18 protein-coding genes and 1 pseudogene are annotated in these 17,867 nt (G+C 67.9%); 9 read left to right on the forward strand and 10 right to left on the reverse strand.

The features are described from left to right. The first annotated feature begins 106 nt into the window (after positions 1–106). Positions 107–1,141, forward strand: coding sequence for a ferrochelatase (locus tag DFQ14_RS04865; RefSeq protein ID WP_246195332.1), 1,035 nt, complete (start codon positions 107–109; stop codon positions 1,139–1,141). 57 nt (positions 1,142–1,198) lie between these two features. Here DFQ14_RS04865 and DFQ14_RS04870 read toward each other — a convergent pair whose 3' ends face one another. Next, positions 1,199–1,981, reverse strand: coding sequence for a hypothetical protein (locus tag DFQ14_RS04870; RefSeq protein ID WP_179951509.1), 783 nt, complete (start codon positions 1,979–1,981; stop codon positions 1,199–1,201). A gap of 134 nt (positions 1,982–2,115) precedes the next feature. Here DFQ14_RS04870 and DFQ14_RS04875 point away from each other — a divergent pair, with 134 nt between their 5' ends. From DFQ14_RS04875 to DFQ14_RS04885, 3 genes are all read left to right on the forward strand, one after another. After that, positions 2,116–2,943 (forward strand): DUF3097 domain-containing protein, encoded by an 828-nt coding sequence (locus DFQ14_RS04875; RefSeq protein ID WP_246195334.1) that lies wholly within the window; start codon positions 2,116–2,118, stop codon positions 2,941–2,943. Positions 2,944–3,080: 137 nt separating this feature from the next. Then, positions 3,081–3,509 (forward strand): NfeD family protein, encoded by a 429-nt coding sequence (locus tag DFQ14_RS04880; RefSeq protein ID WP_114451846.1) that lies wholly within the window; start codon positions 3,081–3,083, stop codon positions 3,507–3,509. A gap of 10 nt (positions 3,510–3,519) precedes the next feature. Beyond that, positions 3,520–4,779: an SPFH domain-containing protein gene (locus DFQ14_RS04885; protein ID WP_114451847.1), complete on the forward strand. Its 1,260-nt coding sequence runs from the start codon at positions 3,520–3,522 to the stop codon at positions 4,777–4,779. 349 nt (positions 4,780–5,128) lie between these two features. Here the strand turns inward: DFQ14_RS04885 and DFQ14_RS04890 are convergent, their stop codons facing one another. Both DFQ14_RS04890 and DFQ14_RS04895 read right to left on the reverse strand, forming a co-directional pair. After that, positions 5,129–6,496 carry a sodium:proton exchanger gene (locus DFQ14_RS04890; protein WP_179951496.1) on the reverse strand — a complete coding sequence of 456 codons (1,368 nt, stop codon included), beginning with the start codon at positions 6,494–6,496 and terminating at the stop codon, positions 5,129–5,131. Between the two features lie 217 nt (positions 6,497–6,713). Further along, positions 6,714–7,451: a GntR family transcriptional regulator gene (locus DFQ14_RS04895; protein ID WP_114451848.1), complete on the reverse strand. Its 738-nt coding sequence runs from the start codon at positions 7,449–7,451 to the stop codon at positions 6,714–6,716. A gap of 59 nt (positions 7,452–7,510) precedes the next feature. On the opposite strand from DFQ14_RS04895, the gene DFQ14_RS04900 reads away from it, so the two are divergent. Continuing rightward, a complete protein-coding gene (locus DFQ14_RS04900) occupies positions 7,511–8,863 on the forward strand; it encodes an MFS transporter (RefSeq protein ID WP_246195336.1) in 1,353 nt (450 codons plus the stop codon). A gap of 43 nt (positions 8,864–8,906) precedes the next feature. Here the strand turns inward: DFQ14_RS04900 and DFQ14_RS04905 are convergent, their stop codons facing one another. After that, the gene (locus DFQ14_RS04905; RefSeq protein ID WP_114452132.1) at positions 8,907–9,395 is read right to left on the reverse strand and encodes an MSMEG_6728 family protein; all 489 of its coding nucleotides are present in this window, start codon (positions 9,393–9,395) and stop codon (positions 8,907–8,909) included. A gap of 249 nt (positions 9,396–9,644) precedes the next feature. On the opposite strand from DFQ14_RS04905, the gene DFQ14_RS04910 reads away from it, so the two are divergent. Beyond that, positions 9,645–10,469, forward strand: a complete 825-nt coding sequence (locus DFQ14_RS04910; RefSeq protein WP_114451849.1) for a putative protein N(5)-glutamine methyltransferase — start codon at positions 9,645–9,647, stop codon at positions 10,467–10,469. A 165-nt stretch (positions 10,470–10,634) separates the two neighbouring features. Continuing rightward, positions 10,635–10,820 carry a hypothetical protein gene (locus tag DFQ14_RS21635; protein WP_141921293.1) on the forward strand — a complete coding sequence of 62 codons (186 nt, stop codon included), beginning with the start codon at positions 10,635–10,637 and terminating at the stop codon, positions 10,818–10,820. Between the two features lie 704 nt (positions 10,821–11,524). Here the strand turns inward: DFQ14_RS21635 and DFQ14_RS04920 are convergent. The 3 genes from DFQ14_RS04920 to DFQ14_RS04930 all read right to left on the reverse strand — a co-directional run bounded on the left by DFQ14_RS04920 (position 11,525) and on the right by DFQ14_RS04930 (position 14,040). Then, positions 11,525–12,085, reverse strand: a complete 561-nt coding sequence (locus DFQ14_RS04920; RefSeq protein WP_114451851.1) for a dihydrofolate reductase family protein — start codon at positions 12,083–12,085, stop codon at positions 11,525–11,527. Between the two features lie 210 nt (positions 12,086–12,295). Continuing rightward, positions 12,296–12,925, reverse strand: a complete 630-nt coding sequence (locus DFQ14_RS04925; RefSeq protein ID WP_114451852.1) for a protein-L-isoaspartate(D-aspartate) O-methyltransferase — start codon at positions 12,923–12,925, stop codon at positions 12,296–12,298. A 134-nt stretch (positions 12,926–13,059) separates the two neighbouring features. Further along, on the reverse strand, positions 13,060–14,040 hold the full coding sequence (locus DFQ14_RS04930; protein ID WP_179951497.1) for a D-2-hydroxyacid dehydrogenase: 981 nt from the start codon (positions 14,038–14,040) through the stop codon (positions 13,060–13,062). A gap of 362 nt (positions 14,041–14,402) precedes the next feature. On the opposite strand from DFQ14_RS04930, the pseudogene DFQ14_RS22165 reads away from it, so the two are divergent. Further along, positions 14,403–14,606 (forward strand): annotated as a pseudogene (locus DFQ14_RS22165) (DUF4158 domain-containing protein); the annotation flags it as partial. A 103-nt stretch (positions 14,607–14,709) separates the two neighbouring features. Next, entirely contained in the window at positions 14,710–15,066 is a 357-nt protein-coding gene (locus tag DFQ14_RS22170) for a hypothetical protein (RefSeq protein ID WP_246195583.1), read from the forward strand. A gap of 32 nt (positions 15,067–15,098) precedes the next feature. Here the strand turns inward: DFQ14_RS22170 and DFQ14_RS04940 are convergent, their stop codons facing one another. The 3 genes from DFQ14_RS04940 to DFQ14_RS04950 are packed head-to-tail and all read right to left on the reverse strand — an operon-like array spanning position 15,099 to position 17,843. Beyond that, positions 15,099–15,818: a TetR/AcrR family transcriptional regulator gene (locus DFQ14_RS04940; protein ID WP_246195338.1), complete on the reverse strand. Its 720-nt coding sequence runs from the start codon at positions 15,816–15,818 to the stop codon at positions 15,099–15,101. A gap of 7 nt (positions 15,819–15,825) precedes the next feature. Continuing rightward, positions 15,826–16,902: a PDR/VanB family oxidoreductase gene (locus DFQ14_RS04945; RefSeq protein WP_114451853.1), complete on the reverse strand. Its 1,077-nt coding sequence runs from the start codon at positions 16,900–16,902 to the stop codon at positions 15,826–15,828. Between the two features lie 32 nt (positions 16,903–16,934). Further along, entirely contained in the window at positions 16,935–17,843 is a 909-nt protein-coding gene (locus tag DFQ14_RS04950; protein ID WP_114451854.1) for a metal-dependent hydrolase, read from the reverse strand. Between the last annotated feature and the right edge of the window lie 24 nt (positions 17,844–17,867).

Here is a 17,867-nt window from a genome sequence, read left to right on the forward strand (position 1 = left end):
GTGCGCAACGGGTGCGCAGCCTCTGTGGAGATGATCACGCGTGTGGCCGCTCACCTGGGCAGACCCCGGGTGGGCGGCTGCGAGTGCGCAGCGTCATCATGGTCGGGTGAGCTACCCGGGAAGCTATGATGCGTTGCTGTATCTGTCGTTCGGCGGGCCCGAGGGCCCCGAGGAAGTCCGGCCGTTTCTGGAGAACGTGACCCGGGGTAGGGGAGTGCCCCCGCAGCGCCTGGACGAGGTCGCCGAGCACTACCACCACTTCGGGGGTGTCTCGCCGATCACCCGTCTCAACCGGGACATCATGGCGAGGTTGGGGACCGAACTCGCCGACCGGGGGATGGACCTGCCGGTGTACTTCGGCAACCGCAACTGGCATCCACTCGTGGAGGACACCGTCGGTCGGATGGCCGATGACGGGGTGCGGCGGGCGCTGGTGTTCGCCACCTCGGCCTGGGGTGGCTACTCGGGCTGCAAGCAGTATCACGAGGACATCGCCCGGGCCCGTGAGGCCGTGGGGGACCGAGCACCGGACCTGGTGAAACTGCGGCAGTTCTACGATCATCCGCTGTTCGTGCACGCCAATGCCGATGCCGTCCGCCGTGCGTACGCCGAGTTGGACACCTCGTCGCGTGAGCAGGCCCGGCTGGTGTTCACCGCGCACTCGGTGCCGCTGAAGGCCGACGAGCAGCCGGGAGCCGACGGCAGCCCGTGGTGGTACTTCCGGCAGGTGCACGAGACGGCACGGCTGGTCGCCGAAGCAGCCGGGGTCGACGGCTACGACGTGGTGTGGCAGTCCCGGTCCGGTCCGCCCAGCGTTCCGTGGCTGGAACCGGACATCGTCGATCATCTCGACGAGCTGCACGCCCAGGGCGTCGGCGCGGTCGTGACCAGCCCGATCGGGTTCGTCTCCGACCATCTCGAAGTTGTCTGGGATCTCGACAACGAGGCCCGCCAGAAGGCCGAGGAACTCGGGATCGGATTCGCCCGGGCCGACACGGCAGGCACGGATCCGCGGTTCGCCCGGATGATCGTCGACCTTGTCACCGAGCATCTCGACGGGCAGGAGCCTCGGAAACTGTCCGCGCTGGCCAGTGCGGGATGCACCACCAACGGCGAGCCCTGCGCCCCCGGTAGCTGCTGAGACCGTGCCGCCGGGCGCTTCAGCTCGGGTGTGTCCCGGCGGCACGGCGGAAACGGGTCAGTGGTGCTCGGCGCGTTCGGCCAGGACCCGCACCATTTCCGCCACGGCCGAGCGCCGGGCGGCGCGCACCGAGTCGAACAGCGGCCGCAGCGCATCGGTACGCGCGCGGGTGGCCGACGCGGACAGCGCACCACCGGGGGTGTCGTCGGTGGCCGCCCAGAGAATGGCCTCCACTTCCGAGGCTCGCTGCAGGATCCGCAACGAGCGTTGCGGCACACCCTCGGGCCACGAAAGATCCGGGCGGGCCGAGACGGTCTCGGCGATCTCGGCGCGAACACCGGGACGGTGCTTGGCGATGTCGAGATCGGTCAGGGCACTGGCGGCCTCCCGCATGGCCGAGGACATGCCGTGTTCGGCCTCTCCCAGGGGCAGATGTTCGGCGGGGGGCATGTCTCCGAGTTCGAACACCGTCCACCGCAGGATGCCCTCGGCGGCAGGGTCGGGGCGCTGGGGCACCAGTCCCAGACCCGCGTCGGCGAGCACGGCTGCCTCACCCCGGCTCAGCGCCGTGCGGGAGAACGCGGTGGCCCCGTCGAGGCCGCGCACGTCGCCGGCCACCGGCATGACCAGTTCCCCGCGGGACGCTCCGGCCTTGCGCAGGGACGCCAGGAGCAGCGCCGGGCCGGCGGGAGTGTCCTCGGGTCCCGGAAGCTCCAGCCGTGCGGCCAGGTTCTGCTCGGCGGCGCGCACTTCATGCGCCTCGGCCCACACCTGCAGGGCATCGAGCACGTCGTCCGATGCGGCGGTCCCGTGCAGCCACGCGGACGCCCAGACGACCATGGTTGCGCTTGGGCATGGCACGCTGACCAGGATACGGATGTGCGTGCCGCGTTCGCGATCGGGCCTGCGATCGTGCGCGTTCTTCGCTGTGTCGCTGTGCCGGTGGCGAGTGATCGCGGCTAGGGTGGCGCATCGTGCGTTCGATCGACTATGGCAGTGCTGTGGGCAAGGGTGGCAGGACTCGCCGGACGGTTCCGGAGATCGCCGCGGAGACCGGCCTCGTGGTCGAGGACGCCGCCAGCGGCTTTTGCGGTGCGGTCGTGCGCGTGGAACGCGGTAACCAGGTCAAGCACAACGTGGTGCTGGAGGACCGGCACGGCCGCCACCGGGTGTTTCCGATGCGCCCGGCGGCCTTCCTGTACGAGGGCACCCCGGCCACCCTCGTGGCGGTACCGGAAGCTGTCGGCACCACGCCGGCACGGTCGGCTTCCGGCTCGGTGCGCGTGGACGGGCTGGAGGCTCGTCGTGCCCGTGGCAGTCGCCTCTGGGTGGAGGGGCTGCACGATGCCGAGCTGATCGAGCGCGTGTGGGGACACGACCTGCGCGTGGAAGGTGTGGTGGTCGAACCGCTGCACGGCCTCGACGCCCTGCCTGCCCTGCTGGCGGAGTTCGAGCCCGGGCCGGGCCGGCGTGTCGGGGTGCTGGCCGACCACCTGGTGCCGGACAGCAAGGAATCGCGCCTCGTGGCCAGTATCGACGACGCGAACGTGGCGATCGCCGGCCACCCGCACGTCGATATCTGGCAGGCGGTCAAGCCGCAGTCGCTGGGCATCACCGCCTGGCCCCGGGTGCCGCGCGGCATCGCGTGGAAAGACGGCGTCTGTGCCGAACTCGGCTGGGGTGAGCCGGCCGAAGGGTGGCGCCGCGTGCTGGGGGCGGTGTCGAGCTTCCGCGATCTGCAGCCGCCGCTGATCGGGGCCGTGGAGAGACTGATCGACTTCGTCACGGCCGAGGCCGACTGACCCCGGGTCGGCGGTACAGCGTCGGCCTGGTGAAGCAGGCGCCGTGATGGCTGGTGCCACGTCCCCGGCGATCAAGCTTCGATTACTTCTGTGATCGAGTGGCCACGGTATGTGGACACGTCTGACACTATTGGGGTATGGCCGCATTGCTGTGGCTGATCGCGGGAGTAGTCCTGGTGGCAGCCGAAGTCGTCTCCGGTGAACTCGTGTTGTTGATGCTCGGCGCCGCGGCGATCGGTACCGCCGGGGTGGCGGCCCTGGGTGCGCCGCTGTGGGTCGACGCCATCGTGTTCGCGGTGCTGTCCGGCGGGCTGACCGTGCTGGCCAGGCCCGCGCTGAAGCGCCGCCTGGAGCGGGGACACGAGCTGCGCACCAACGTGGACGCCCTGATCGGGGCGCGGGCGACGGTCGAATCCACGGTGGATGCCACGGATGGCCGCGTGCGTATCGGTGGTGACGTGTGGTCGGCGCGAGCGTTCGACGAGACACAAGTACTGGAGCAGGGCCGAACGGTGACGGTCATGGAAATTTCCGGGGCCATCGCCGTGGTGTGGGCCGAACCGTGAGGAGGCTGATGTGGACGCGGTACCGCTGATCATCGCGGCCGTCGTCGTACTGCTGGTGATCGTCATCGCGGTGAAGACGATCCTGTTGATCCCGCAGGCGACGAGTGCGGTCATCGAACGGTTGGGGCGCTTTCGCACCGTGGCCGAGCCGGGACTGAATTTCCTGGTGCCGTTTCTGGACCGCGTGCGCGCCAAGATCGACCTGCGCGAGCAGGTGGTCTCGTTTCCGCCGCAGCCGGTCATCACCCAGGACAACCTCACGGTCTCGATCGACACCGTGGTGTATTTCCAGGTCACCGACTCGCGCTCGGCGGTCTACGAGATCTCCAACTACATCCTCGGCGTGGAACAACTCACCAGTACCACGCTGCGCAACGTCGTCGGGGGGATGAGCCTGGAGGAGACGTTGACCTCCCGCGACCAGATCAACACCCAGCTGCGCGGCGTACTCGACCAGGAGACCAGCCGGTGGGGGATCCGGGTCGCGCGGGTGGAGTTGAAGGCCATCGATCCACCCCCGTCGATCCAGGACTCGATGGAAAAGCAAATGCGCGCCGACCGTGAGAAGCGCGCCATGATCCTCAACGCCGAGGGCGAGCGGGAGTCGGCGATCAAAACGGCCGAGGGCTCCAAGCAGGCGGCGATCCTGTCCGCCGAGGGAGCCAAGCAAGCGGCGATCCTGTCGGCGGAAGGGGAGCGCCAGTCCAGCATCCTGCGGTCGCAGGGTGAGCGGGCAAGCCGCTACCTGCGGGCGCAGGGCCAGGCGAAGTCGATCGAGAAGGTCTTCGCCGCGGTCAAGCGGGGTAAGCCGACGCCGGAGTTGCTGGCTTATCAGTACCTGCAGACCCTGCCCGAGATGGCGCAGGGGGATGCCAACAAGGTGTGGGTGGTGCCCAGCGACTTCAACAAGTCGCTGGAGGGCTTCGCCCGGATGCTGGGTGCCCCCGACGAGCAGGGCGTGTTCCGCTACGAGCCCCCGGAGGAGGAGCCGCCGGAAACCGCCCCGGAACAGGACGAGGAATCCATCGCATCCTGGTTCGACATCTCGACCAGCCCGGAAGTGGCCGAGGCGGTGCGTGCGGCCGAGGCCGTGGCCCGCAAGGAGGTTCCCGACATGGGCAGTCTCGGCGGTGGCCGGTCCTCCGCGCCGTCGCCTACCTCGCCGACCGCAGCCCAGTCCGCGACGTCGTCCGGGACGACCGAGGAGTCCGAATCGTCTGCGGCCACGGAGCTCTCCCGGCAGGACTCGGAATCCGGCCGGCCCAGCTGAGCAGCTGAACGCAGCGAAGTGACCCGCTGGGGTCTGCGGCACCGGATGCCGCAGACCCCAGATCCGCTGTGACGGCTGCGCCCTGCTGTGTCGCAAAATTACAGTAATCATTATTTCTTCAGTACTCGCCGAAACAGACGCATCAATAATCATATGAAGTCCGAGCAGCAGACACTCAGAACCCTCCACTGAAAACGGTCATCCCTGGTCAGGATGACATTCAGGGAGCCGATGCCGATTTGACGAGCACTGCGTGAGGCATCCGGCAATCCGAGTCGGCGAGCCAGTCCGCTGATCCGCTGCCCGCGCACGCTACAGGAGTGTCCGAAGTGGTCTCGACTGGTCTTGTTCACCGGACCCGTCCGGAAGGGTCGTCACTGAGCTGGTCGAACGGCGTGACCGTGCCGTCCTTGACGGTCTGGATCGTATTGCGATAGTTCCAGGCGAACTGGGCGATTGCGAGTATCCCGTACAGGATCGACAACACGATGATCGTTATCCGGTTGACCTGAGTGCCTGCGGAAACGCTGACGAAGAACTGTACGAGGAACAGCGACAGCAGGGCGATCGCGCCTTTGAAGGTGAGGCTGCGGTCGATCAGGATCGACACCGCGAACAGCGACTGTGCCGCCGTGATGAGCAACTCGAAGCGCTGTTGGGTGTCGATCGGGAGCCCGTGCATGGTCAACGCCGATATCGCGAACACGAGCGGCAGGCTGCCGACCAGCAAAGTCCACTGGTTGACCTTGCTGGACAGCAGCGTGCCCAGCGAGTCGCCCGCCTTGAGTCGCCAGGCGTACAGGCAGGCCACGATCAGCTCGGGCGATTCACTGGCCAGCGGTGCGACCCATTGCACGAGCAGGAACTGGGATATCCCGAGTTGCTCGCCGGTTTGTACCAGGCTCTCCGCGAAGTGTTCTGCCGTCAGCAGGATGATGATGGCCGCAACCACGAACATCCCGATCACCCAGCTACGCCTCGGGCGTTTCTCCTTCGAGCCCACCCAGTGCGACACGCCGATCAAGTCCGGTTCGGTCGGGCTCATCCGCGACAGCCGCCACGCGTACAGCGCGAAGATGAGTATGAACACCGCCGAGTCCCACAGCGTCAGAGTGCTCTTCAGCGGCAGGGTCAGCGAGTAGAGAGTCGCGATGCCGAGAAAGGTGACCTCCGTGGCCATCGCGGGGGCCAAGCGCACCTCCCCGCCACGAGTGGAGGGCGAAGTGGACTCCTCCGAGGCCGTCCCGGCCTTGCGTGCGCGCCACACGGCGAGAGCGGCCACCAGCACCACCAGCGGCCAGCCGATACCGACCAGCACTCGGTTCGCGCCCGTCATATTGGCCAGTGCCAGCGAGCACACGTTCGATTCACCGGTCAGCCCCGGCGGGCCTTGTGCCCACGTGTTGCCGCATCGCCAGGTGAACACGAAGTCCACGGCGTACTCCGGCAGCACCGCCAACAACGCCAGCAGTGCCAGCGCGAGTCCTGCGTTGATGTCGACCTGCGCTGCTTCGGCCGCCCACGACAGGATGAAGGCGCCACCGACGATGGCGATGCCGTAAACAAGCGCGGCCAGCACGGGCGGCAGGTCCAAACTGGGCAGACCAAGGTAGGCCGCCGCGCCGAGGTAGGCACCGAAAGCGGAGGCCAGCGCCGCGAGCGGCAGCTGGTATGGCAACTTGTGTGAGGCCTGCTCGTCCTGCGCCGATGTGGTCACGTCCGACTCTTACCCGCTGCGGCAGCGACCACAAACTGGCGCTGGGCATTGAGTCCGCCCGGAGTCGGGGAAAGCAGCAGCGTCATCACGGCGAGCGGAAAAGATGCCAGCACACGGTCATTATAATATAATTAGTACTGTCATTTCAGTATTGAATGAATTCAAAAACCAGCACAACTAACACCCCCACAGCCTCCAAAAACAAGCAACGAAGACGTCAACCCTCGTTCATCGGTGTCAGGAATGTGCTTCCTGCCGTGCCGAGGGCTTGCGCGGTGTGCGCGAGGTGTTCCCGGAGCCGGGTTTTGGCGAGCTCGGGGTTGCCGTCGCGGAGGGCTTCGGCGACTTGGGTGTGTTGGTGGGCCACGGTGGCTCGGCGGGACGTCTCGTGGGTGCGGGCGGTGGCGGTGATGCGCAGTTGCCGGTCGCGCAGGGTGTTGTAGAGGTCGGCCACGACGGGGTTGCCCGCTGCGGTCACGAGATGGGCGTGGAAGGCGCGGTCGGATTCGTGCATGGTGGCGTCGGGAAGTTCGGCGGGGTGGCAGGCGGGGTGTTCGAGGAGTTCGCGGCCGACGGTGCGTAGTGCGTCGGTGCTTTGTCCGGCGAGTTTGTCGATGGCGAAGCTTTCCAGGGCCAGCCGCGTTTCCAGGAGAGCTTGTGCCTCGGCCGGGTTCACCGGGACCACGAGGGCTCCGCGCTTGGGATACAGGTGCAGGAATCCCTCGGCTTGCAGGCGCAGAAAGGCTTCGCGGACCGGGGTGCGCGACATCTGCAGGGTTTGGGCGATCTCGCCTTCGGACAGCAGGTCGCCGCCCGGGTAGTTGCCGTCCAGCAAGCCGGCCTTGACGTGCTGGTAGGCGCGATCGGCGGCCGGTTGTTCCCCTCCTGCGCGACCGGAACCGGTCCGGGTTGGGGAGCCGGGTGTTGAGGAGTTCGAGGGTGTTGCGCGCGACACGTGCCCATCGTCTCACATACGGCTTGTATCTAAGCTGTATACGAGTTGAGGAGGTGGCAGTGCGCGCGACTGCGGAAGAGGTGATCCCTGCCGGTCCGGATGCCGCCGGGCGGGCGCTGAACCGGGCTGTGCGCTCGTGGCGCGGGGCCTGGGTGGTGTGGGGTCTGGCAGCGTTGTGCTATTTCACGTCGCTGTTTCACCGGGCGAGTCTCGGGGTGGCCGCGCCGCAGGCATTGGAGAGGTTTTCGGCCGGTCCTGCCGTGTTGTCGCTGTTTTCGGCGCTGCAGCTCGGTGTGTATCTGGCACTGCAGGTCCCCTCGGGGTTGCTCGCCGACCGGCTCGGGCCGCGCAGGGTCATTACCGGCGGCATGGCCGCGCTGGCGGCGGGGTCGGTGGTGTTCGGTCTCAGTGGTTCGCTGCTGGGCGGGATCGCCGGCCGGATGCTGATCGGCTTCGGGGACGCGTTCATGTTCACCAACGTGCTGCGGCTGGCGGCGCACTGGTTTCCACCCCGCCGGTTCGGCAGGATCGCGGCACTGACCGGTTTGGTGGGTGGTTTCGGTCAGGTCGTGGCCACCGTGCCGCTCAGCGCCGCTCTGTACGGTCTCGGCTGGGTGCCGACCTTTGTCGGGGCCGCTGCGGTGACCGCGGTGCTGGCCGGAGTGGCTGCCGCGATCATCCGGGACAGACCGTCGGTCGACGCGGCGAGGGAGTCCGGCGGATATGAGCCTGCCGAGGGGATCGGGCAGGCGCTGCGCACGGTGTGGGCGCAGCGCGGTACGCGTCACTCCTTCTGGGTGCATTTCGTGCTGATGGGCCAGTTCGTGGCGGTGACCGCATTGTGGGGGCCACCGTGGCTGACCCGGGCTCAGGGCTACAGCAGTGCGGATGCGGGGATGCTGGTGTTGGTGTGCGTGCTCGGTTTCCTGGCCGGGTCGTGGTTGGCGGCGCAGTACGTTGCCGGTCGGCCGCAGCGCCGCGAGGGGGGCACGCTGGTGGTGTCCTCGGTGGTGGTGCTGGCTTGGGGCCTGGTCATCGGGTGGCCCGGTGCGTTGCCGTTGCCGCTGCTGCTGGGGGTGCTGATCGTGATCGGCGCAGGCGGGGGCGCGGCGATGCTGGCGTTCGACGGGGCTCGCGCGGCCAATGCCGCACACCGATCGGGTGCGGCGTCCGGGGTGGTCAACATGGGAGGTTTCACCGCGGCGGTGCTGATCCAGCTCGGGGTCGGTGGCGTGCTGCGGATGGTCGGGGAAGTTCCGGCGGTGCAGGCCTATCGGTGGGGGTTCGTGCCGGTGCTGGTGCTGCTTGCCGCCGGTACGGTCGCCCAGTGGTTGCGGTGTGCGCGGCGTGTGGGCCCATCGGTGAGTCGGTGCGATGGTTCCGGGGCGAGCACCGAGGTCTCGCCGCGCTGATCGCCGGCCGCGGCGGGCACGCGTCTCGGGGCAGCGGGATCGGCTACGGACGCTCGTGCGGTGTGCGGCGGGGGCGGTCGGATTTCGGCCACTCGTAATCGAGGTCGGGTGGTACATCGGCGAACCAGCGGCGATAGTGCTCGGGAGCTTTGCGCAGGAGTGCGGATTGATGGCTGTGGTGGAACTGCGGGTCGCCCAGCCACGGGGGCAGCTCGCCGGCTGCGGCCAGCGAGTCCTGCGTGCGTATCTCGGTGGTGCCGGTGGCCCGTTCCAGCTCGTCCCGCAGGGAACGGGCGCAGGTGTCGGCTCGCCCGGTCGCGCACCACGCCCGGCATATCTCGATGCCGTAGCGGGCCAGGGCTTCTTCGTAGCCGGACCACATGCTCGCGGCGGGATGGTGGCGCCAGCCGTATCCGGCGGTGGTCAGGGCACGGAGCACTTGCAGCGCCTCCACTCGCTGCTTGCCCAGTCGCCGTGGATCGAGAATGTGTGCGGTCGCCGAGAAATCCGGCCACGGGAGAAACGTTTGCACCACAACCAGTTTCCCCCGGTGAACGGCATGTTGTCGACGGAGGGCGGTGTCGGTGTGTCCCCGCATGGCGCGACGGTGACCGGCCCGGATAGTGTTGCCGTTTCCCGGAGTGTGCGCGGGAGGGTGGTAGGACTTGTTGTTGCCATACCGAGCGGGAAGCTCTCCTGACATCGCCTTGCGGTTCTCCCGGTATCGGTGAGACGAGAAAGCGCTCCTCGGCATTCCCGAAAAGGCCCGGAAGGCGTTGCCATGTCCTCGTGTTCGTCCCCGTGCTCGCGATCGGCCGTCGTCAACAGGCTTCGAGTTGCCGGTTGTGTCTTCGCCGAGGAGGAGGCGCGGTTGCTCATCTCCGCGGCGCGGACGCCGTCCGAGCTCGCCACGATGGTCGACCGGCGGGTCGGTGGTCTTCCGCTGGAGGTCGTCCTCGGCTGGGCGGAATTCCGCGGTTTGCGGATCGCCGTGGACCCCGGGGTGTTCGTGCCTCGCCAACGTAGCCGTTTCCTGGCCGAGCAGGCCGTTTCCTTGGCTCGGCCGGGAGCTGTTGTCGTCGACTTGTGCTGCGGCTCGGGCGCGCTCGGTGCCGCGGTGGCTGCGGCGCTGGGGCGGGTCGAGTTGTATGCCGCCGACATCGACCCGGTCGCGGTGCGATGCGCCCGCCGCAACATCGCCGCCGCCGGTGGGCGGGCCTACGTCGGTGACCTGTACTCCTCGTTGCCTGCGACGGTGGCCGGCCGCGTCGACATCCTGATCGTCAACGCCCCGTATGTTCCCACCGGCGCGATCGAGCTCATGCCCGCGGAGGCTCGTGAACACGAGCCGCAGGTCGCGCTCGACGGTGGCCCGGAGGGGCTCGATGTCCAACGGCGGGTGATCGCCACGGCGCCGTTGTGGCTGGCCCCGGGTGGCCACCTGTTGATCGAAACCGGCGAACATCAGGCGCCGCGGACTGTCGAAGCCATGGCCGAGAGCGGATTGGTTCCGCGGGTGGTCGGTTCCGAGGAATCGAACGCCACCGTCGTCATCGGAACCGGCCCCGCCCTGCAGCGAGGGGCCGAATCGGGGGTGCCTGCATAGTTCCGTGCCGGTGTGCGAAAACGTCGGTCACGTTTGGGCAGGCGCCGCCACGGGAAACCTCCGCGTGTTCGGCGGGAACATGTGCCCGGGCAGAAAGGTTGTTTTCGGTGCGGTGGTTGAGCCAGCAGCTGCCGACGAATTGTCCCCTGATGTTGGGAGCTGCTGATGGCTTTCGTTTTTCGTGCCTCGTCCACCGATGATGGTGGTTCGTCGGCGACTTCTTCGCCGCGGACTTGCGAGGTGTGCGGCAGGAATGCCCTGGAAGAAGCCACTCCCCACGAGTACGCCACCGGACTGTCCGACCGTCTGACCTGCGGTGTCTGCGGTGCCCACCACGCAGGCACGGTCTGATCCACCTTCGTTCGCCCACACACGCGGGCTTGCCGGGTCGGGGCTGCGCGGGGAATATCCGGTGGTGATCGGTTGGTTGTGGGGGAGAGCTGCCGATTTTTTCGAGTTCGTGCAGGACTCGTGAGCCCATCGGCTTTCCGCCGTCGTGTGGATGACCGGCAGTTCGATTCAGTGACGAGTTCTCCAGAGCCCCAGGCGTACCGCAGGCCGGCGGCGTGCGCGCGTTGTGATCCCCTCTCCGATGGTGCCTCGGCCGGCCAGGCTGCCGTCGGCAGGCAACCCCCGGGGTCCCAGAATGCACAGCCCCCTTTCCACTGTGGGGAGGGGGCTGTGCGGATTCGGTTCTCTCCGGGGGAACCTGCCAAGATCAGGAAGGAACTTCATCACCACGCCAACACAGCACCGCAACCAGATCACGCATCGACAGGACATCCCCTTCCACCGTGGCCTGTTCCGAGCCGCTGCCGGGGCAGGCGCCCCCGAATCTCGGCCACCGGCCGGCCATGGGGGCACCCGCACCACCACACCGGTCCGCCCGGTTCGGTTTCAGCAACCGCCGGGCCGCACCGAGACCACCGAGCGGCACTGCCCGGCTGTCGACAGCAGCGAGGCCGCGATGCGCCGACTGCGCCACCCTTTCGAGGTCGATCCGGCCTGAGTCTCCGTGGCCGGCCACAGCACCCGGCGAGCCCGTGCCGGCGCTCTCACGTCCTGATCCGGTAGCGGACGTGGACCATACCGTTGCCGAAGCGGCGTTCCTCCAGCAGCTCGAGCTTCACGCGAGCATGGTCGGGGAAGAACCGCGTGCCACCTCCCACCACGACGGGTGCGAGAAACAGGTGGCACTCGTCGATCAGCCCGGCCATGAGCGCATGGGAGGCGAGGTCGGGGCCGCCCACGGCGAGGTCATGCCCTGCGGCTGTTTTGAGCTGCCGGATCGTTTCGGGGTCGAAGTCTCGTTCGATCCGCGTCCTGGCGGTGGAGACCGTCTCCAGCGTCCTGGAGTACACGATTTTGTCGGCTGCCTGCCAGAGTTCCGCGAAGTCCCGCATGACGGGCGATTGGTCGGCGAGGGTGGGGTCGGTCTCCCAGCCGATCATCACCTCGTACAACCGGCGTCCGTACAGATACGTGCCGATCGGTCGTTGAAGGTCGTTGATGAAGGCGTGCACCTCTTCGTCCGGCACGGCCCAGTCGAATGTGCCGTCCTCGTCGGCGATGTAGCCGTCGAGCGACGCCAATGACGAGTAGATCAGCTTGGCCATGGTGTTCCTCCGCTCTGCGGTGCACTCAGCCGGCGCTTTTCGCCTCCACCGGTGGATCGGCGATCCTCTCGTGCCTCGCCGTCGACGACGCCGGGAAGAGCGCTCATCACATTCGGACCTTCGCGTGTTGCCGCACTCATCGGCACATTGCGCATGAACGACGGACAGGCTTCGCCTGCCACATCCGACCGCGTGTGCGTCCTGCTGGTTTCAGGGGCTGTCCTCGTCGGTGACGAGGGGGACGAAGCCGACGGAGCTGAGGGTTTCGCGGTGGCCGTTCCGCAGGCGCACGAGGTCGCCGAGGCCGCCTTGCCCGACCGGGCACACCAGGGTGCCGTGCGGGGTGAGCTGGTCCAGCAGGGGCTGGGGCAGTGACTCGGCCATGGCGGTGACCGAGATCGCGTCGAAGGGCGCGCGGTCGGGGGCGCCCCGAGCGCCGTCGCCGTCGCGGACCTCGACGGTGGAGTAGTTCAGCTCGGACAGTCTGCGGCGGGCCTGTTCGGCCAGGCCCTGGTGGCGTTCGATGGTGGTCACCCGGCGGCAGCACTGGGCCAGCACCGCGGCGGCGTAGCCGCTGCCCGTGCCGACTTCCAGAACGTTTTCGGTGCCCGACAGTTCCAGCGCGGCGGTCATGCGGGCCACGATCCAGGGCACGGAAATCGTCTGCCCGGATCCGATGGGCAGCGGCTGGTCGTCGTAGGCCTCGTCGGCCCATGCGGGGTCGACGAACCGCTCGCGGGGCACGGTGGCCATGGCCTCGAGCACGAGGCGGTTGTGGATGCCGTTGTGGCGCAGGGTGTCGACCATGGCTGCTCGCCGTGTCCGGTCGGCTTCTGTCACGGCGTTCCTCCCGTGACCGCGGGCTGCGATGGTCTCGACGATAGTGGTAGTTGTCTCCAGCGGCAGCTTGTCGACGTGGAGACGTGGCCGGCCCTGGCGTGCTCGATACCCCTGTGGATGCCAAGCCGTATCGGTCAGGTGCTGTCCGACCCGCTGACGTAGCCGCGGTGCTTGTCGACGGCATTGGCCGGTTCGTTGCCGTGGAAGTACTCGCGCAACTGGGTGGTAAACAGCTGCACCAGGTTCTCGGTCCAGCCGGTGGCGTCGCCGGACATGTGCGGCGAGATCAGCACGTTGGGCATGTCCCACAGCGGGGAGTGCGGGGGCAGCGGTTCGGTGTCGAAGACGTCCAGGGCCGCTCCGGCCAGATGCCCGGCGGTCAGTGCCTGCACGAGGTCGTCTTCGACGAGCAGCCGGCCGCGGCCGACGTTGATCAGCCGGGCGGTCGGCTTGAATTGGGCCAGGACGGCACTGTCGATCATGCCCGTGGTCTGGGGGGTCAGCGGGGCGACCAGGATGACGTAGTCGAACTCGCCGACGATGTCGAGCAGGTCTGCCGAGGCGTGGACGGTGCCGAAGTCGGGGTCGCCGTTGCGGGCGGTGCGGCCGGCGCCGGTCACCGACAGCCCGGCGGCGGACAGTTGCGCGGCGATGGCCCGGCCGATCGGGCCGGTGCCCACGATCAGTGCCGCTTTGCCCGCGATGCGTTCGGTTTCGCGGTGCTGCCAGCGTTTGCGGTCCTGCAGTCGCAGGCTGGTGTGCAGATCTTTGGCGAAGGTCAGGATGAGCCCGAGGACGTATTCGGCCATGGGGCGGTCGAAGACGCCACGCGAGTTGGTCACCGCCACCGTCGAGCGCCGCAGCTCGTCGAACAGGAGCCGGTCGACACCGGCGCCGGCGACGTGGATCCAGCGCAGGTGGGTGGCGGCGGGCCAGGCTGCGGCGACGGCCTCGGACAGGAAGTGCCAGACGAACAGCACGTCGGCGCCGGGCAGGGCGTGGGCAAGCTCGTCTTCGGTGGCGTAGCGAACGTGGGCGAGGCGTTCGATCTCGCCCATCCCGGGAGGGTGGGTGCCGTCGTGCAGGACGACGACGGTGGGTGCCGTGTCGATCATGACCTGCTTTCGCTGCCGAAACGAAACGATCGCCACCTGGGGATCTCGGACAGGGGCACACTACGAAGCGCTCGCAGGAGGGTCAACGATCTGCGAAGTCGGCGGGGCGAGCACGCCGGCCCAGCAGGGGCCGGCCCATCGTGCCACGGTCGCACGCCGTGAGATCTCCCCGATGATGCCGCGCCTCGCAGGCCTGCACTCCCGAAGCTGTCCTGAGCTGCAAAGTAACTGGCTGGTCAGCCAGCGCTCGTGGTCCATGCTCGATAGCGTGCACGTGTGCAACGTGAGTGGGCTCCGGATGAGCTGGTGGGGTCGTGGACGCTGGTTGGCGACGACTGGCGCTGGGTGGGCAACAGTCCGGAGTGACTCGGCTGGGGTTTGCCCTGCTGCTGAAGCTCTTCGAGGTCGAAGCGCGGTTCCCGCGGTATGCCGAGGAGGTCCCGCCACAGGCAGTTGGCTACGTCGCCGAGCAGGTCGGTGTGCCGGTCGAGGAGTTCCGCCGCTACTCGTGGCGTTCCCGCTCGATCGAGTATCACCGCGCCCAGATCCGGACCGCGTTCGGCTTTGGTGAGTTCTCCCGCGGTGATGAGGACAAGCTGGCTGGGTGGTTGGCCGAGGAGGCCTGCCCGGTCGAGCTACGTGAGGACCGGTCAGGTCGGGTTGGAGACGGTGCTGGCCGAGATCGACAAACTGACGTCGGTGCGCCAACTGGGGCTGCCGGGCGGGTTGTTCACCGACGCCTCGGAAAAGCTGGTGGCCGCCTGGCGGGCGCGGGCGATGCGTTCGCACCCGTCCGGCCTGCGTGAATCCCCACGCGAGGTGTGGCTGACGCTGTTGGCGGCGCTGTGCTGGATGCGGCAGAGCGAGATCGCCGATGCGTTGGTCGACCTGCTGATCGAGCTTGTGCACAAGATCAATACGAAGGCGGAGCGGAAGGTCGAATGCGAGCTACGACGGCACGTGCGCCGGCACTTCATCACCCGCGGCAACCTCCGCCCGGATCGCGGGTCAGGTCGGCGTGGTTGAGTCTTGGCCCTTGGTCCGGGCGGACAGCGCGATCATGGCTCGTCGCCTGACTCGGCGAGAAGGTGGCGGATTTGTTCAGCGGCGGTGGGGTCGTGCTGGGCCGTGGTGGTGATCATGGCGAGGAGTTGGTCGGTGAGCCAGGTTTCGAGTTGCTCGCGGGGTAGGTCGGTGTGTTGCAGCCAGGACAGCAGGGTGGTTTCGACCACGGCGATCCAGCCGCGCAGCGTTCTCTCCAGCATCGGGGACGATGAGCTGTGGCCGAGGCGTTCGCGGAAGAGGTCGACGACGTGGTCGCGGACTCGGTCGACGAGAGTGTCGGTGGTGCTGGTGGCGATGGTGGAGCCGCTGCGCAGCAGGGCGGTGTAGCTGGTCGCGTAGGTTTCGACGAAGGTGACAAACTCGGCCAGCGTGTGGTGCAGCTGCTGCCGAAAGTCGCCGTCGGGTGGCAGGGTGAGCCGGCCGATGAGCTCGTCGACGACGGTACTGAGTGCGGCGACGTGGACGTCGCGGATGTTGGTGAAGTAGCGGTAGAACAGGGCGCGGGAGACGTCGGCGGTGGTGACGATGTCGTCGATGGAGACGTCTTCGAGGGACTGTTGGCTGTAGAGCCGCAGTGCGGTGTTGATGAGGTGTTCGCGGCGCCGTGCGGGCGTCATTCTGCGGGGTGAGCGGCCACCTGCTTGCGGGTGTCGGGCGCTACCGGCCGGGTGGGGGGTCATCGACTGCTCGTTGTGGACGACATCGGTGTGCATGGTGGCATCACAGATCGAGTTTCAGGTGTTGGCTGGTGGCGCGGGAGACGCAGATCATCATGTTTTCAGCACGTTCGGTGTCGGTGAGCACGTGGTCGCGGTGCTCGACCTCACCGGCCAGCACACGGGTCTTGCAGGTGCCGCAGAAGCCTTGTCGGCAGGAGTAGGCGACCTCGGGCACGTGCTCGCGGATGACTGACAGCGCGGAGCGGTCGGCGGGTACCTGCAGGCTGTGGCCGCTGTGTGCCAGGTCGATGTGAAACGGCGTGCCGTTGACGATGGGTGGGGCGGAGAAGCGTTCGAAGTGCAGTGCCTCGGCGCGACTGGCCGGTAGGTCGAGGCGCACGCCGGTGATCATGGGAGCGGGCCCGCAGCAGTAGACGGTGGCCCCCTCGGGGGCGTGTTCGAGGAGTTCGGCGCCGGAGGCGGGGATGCCGTAGTGGGTGTCGGGGCGGATCCACACGCGGTGCGGGTCGAGCTGGGCGATCTCGTCGAGGAACGGCATAGATTCACGAGAGCGCCCGGCGTAGACGAAATGCCAGTCGACGCCGCGGGCAGCGGCCGTGCGCACCATCGGCAGGATGGGGGTGATGCCGATGCCGCCGGCGAGGAACAGGTAGCGCTCGGTGGTGACGAACGGGAAGGCGTTGCGGGGTCCGCGCACCGTCACGCCGCTGCCGGCCTGCAGGGTGTCGTGGACCTCGACCGAGCCACCGTCGCCGTCGGCGAGACGACGCACGGCAATGCGGTAGGAGTGGCGGTCGGTCGGATCTCCGCACAGCGAGTACTGCCGCATTCGGCCGGAGGGCAGCACCACGTCGAGGTGCGCCCCGGGCTGCCAGGCCGGCAACGTGTGCCCGCGCGGGTGCACCAGGCGCAGGCTGACGACCTCGTCGGCCTGCTGGCGCACTTCGTCGACGACGAGGTGCAGGTCCCGGTTGACGGCCACGACCGGAGGGCGGCGGCGCCAGCTGTACCGGGACAACCGTTCGTAGCCGGTGATCAGCGCGCCGAGCATGCGGTAGGAACGGTCGGCCCGGCGGCGTCGATACAGGTCAGGAGGAATCTGCTCGTGGCCAGCCATACTCGTCGTCGTTCCTGTCTTCTCCGGAGCGGTCATGATCCGTGCTCGGCTGCCTGCGCCGCGGGAGATTTCGCGAGGTAGGCGATCGCTTGGCTGGTCGAGCCGTGCTGCGACGGGTGGTACTGCGCCCGGAAGTAGGGCGGCAGCGAGCGCAGGAACTGCCGATAGCTCGGGGTCAGGCCGCGTTTGCCGGTGCGCAGCCAGTCGCGCCACCGGGCCTTGGCTTTTTCGTCGAGTGTGGGGTCGTGGGCCATGAGGTAGCGCACCCCGCGGGCCCACAGCCACGCGAAGACCGGGGCGGCGATGGCCATGGTGCGCACACGCCGGAAGTAGCGCCCGTCGAGGTGGAGGAACAGGTCGTAGGCCACCGAGCGATGTTCGACTTCTTCGGCGCCGTGCCAGCGCAGCAGGTCGAGCATGGTGGCATCCGCTCCGGCGCGGTCGAGTTCGGCGGCATCGAGGACCCACTGGCCGAGGAACGCGGTGAAGTGTTCGATCGCGGCCACTATCGCGACTCGTTCGATGATCCATTCCTGGCCCTGCTTGCCGCCGTAGCCGCGGTCGCCTAGGACTTTTCCGAACAGCCACGCGATCTGGTCGACGTAGGGCCGGGTGTCCAACCCGTGGGCGTCGAAATGATCGAGCACGCCCTGATGGGACTCGGCGTGCATGGCCTCCTGGCCGATGAACCCGCGCACGTCCTCGGCGAGCTGTTCGTCGCGGATCAGCGGCAGGGCTTGCTTGAACACGTGGCAGAACCAGCGCTCCCCTTCGGGCAGCAGCAGGTGCAGCACGTTGATCATCTGGGTGGCGAACGGATCGTTCGGCACCCAGTGCCTGGGCAACTCGGCCCAATCGAAGGACACGTTGCGCGCGTGCAGCGCCACGCGGTCGGGATCGCCGACATCGCCTGGCGGGGAAACGTTCTTGTCGCTCGACATGTGCTTGTCCTCCTGGTTCGTGGT

Source organism: Halopolyspora algeriensis, assembly GCF_003337235.1.
In the GTDB taxonomy this organism is placed as follows: domain Bacteria; phylum Actinomycetota; class Actinomycetes; order Mycobacteriales; family Pseudonocardiaceae; genus Haloactinomyces; species Haloactinomyces algeriensis.

What these genes read in the sequence shown, in the direction of transcription:
- DFQ14_RS04870 (WP_179951509.1), bottom strand. Translation starts at nt 1,981, where the DNA reads ATGGTCGTCTGGGCGTCCGCGTGGCTGCACGGGACCGCCGCATCGGAC.
- DFQ14_RS04880 (WP_114451846.1), top strand. Translation starts at nt 3,081, where the DNA reads ATGGCCGCATTGCTGTGGCTGATCGCGGGAGTAGTCCTGGTGGCAGCC.
- DFQ14_RS04910 (WP_114451849.1), top strand. Translation starts at nt 9,645, where the DNA reads ATGTCCTCGTGTTCGTCCCCGTGCTCGCGATCGGCCGTCGTCAACAGG.
- DFQ14_RS21635 (WP_141921293.1), top strand. Translation starts at nt 10,635, where the DNA reads ATGGCTTTCGTTTTTCGTGCCTCGTCCACCGATGATGGTGGTTCGTCG.
- DFQ14_RS04920 (WP_114451851.1), bottom strand. Translation starts at nt 12,085, where the DNA reads ATGGCCAAGCTGATCTACTCGTCATTGGCGTCGCTCGACGGCTACATC.
- DFQ14_RS04930 (WP_179951497.1), bottom strand. Translation starts at nt 14,040, where the DNA reads ATGATCGACACGGCACCCACCGTCGTCGTCCTGCACGACGGCACCCAC.
- DFQ14_RS04940 (WP_246195338.1), bottom strand. Translation starts at nt 15,818, where the DNA reads ATGCACACCGATGTCGTCCACAACGAGCAGTCGATGACCCCCCACCCG.
- DFQ14_RS04945 (WP_114451853.1), bottom strand. Translation starts at nt 16,902, where the DNA reads ATGGCTGGCCACGAGCAGATTCCTCCTGACCTGTATCGACGCCGCCGG.
- DFQ14_RS04950 (WP_114451854.1), bottom strand. Translation starts at nt 17,843, where the DNA reads ATGTCGAGCGACAAGAACGTTTCCCCGCCAGGCGATGTCGGCGATCCC.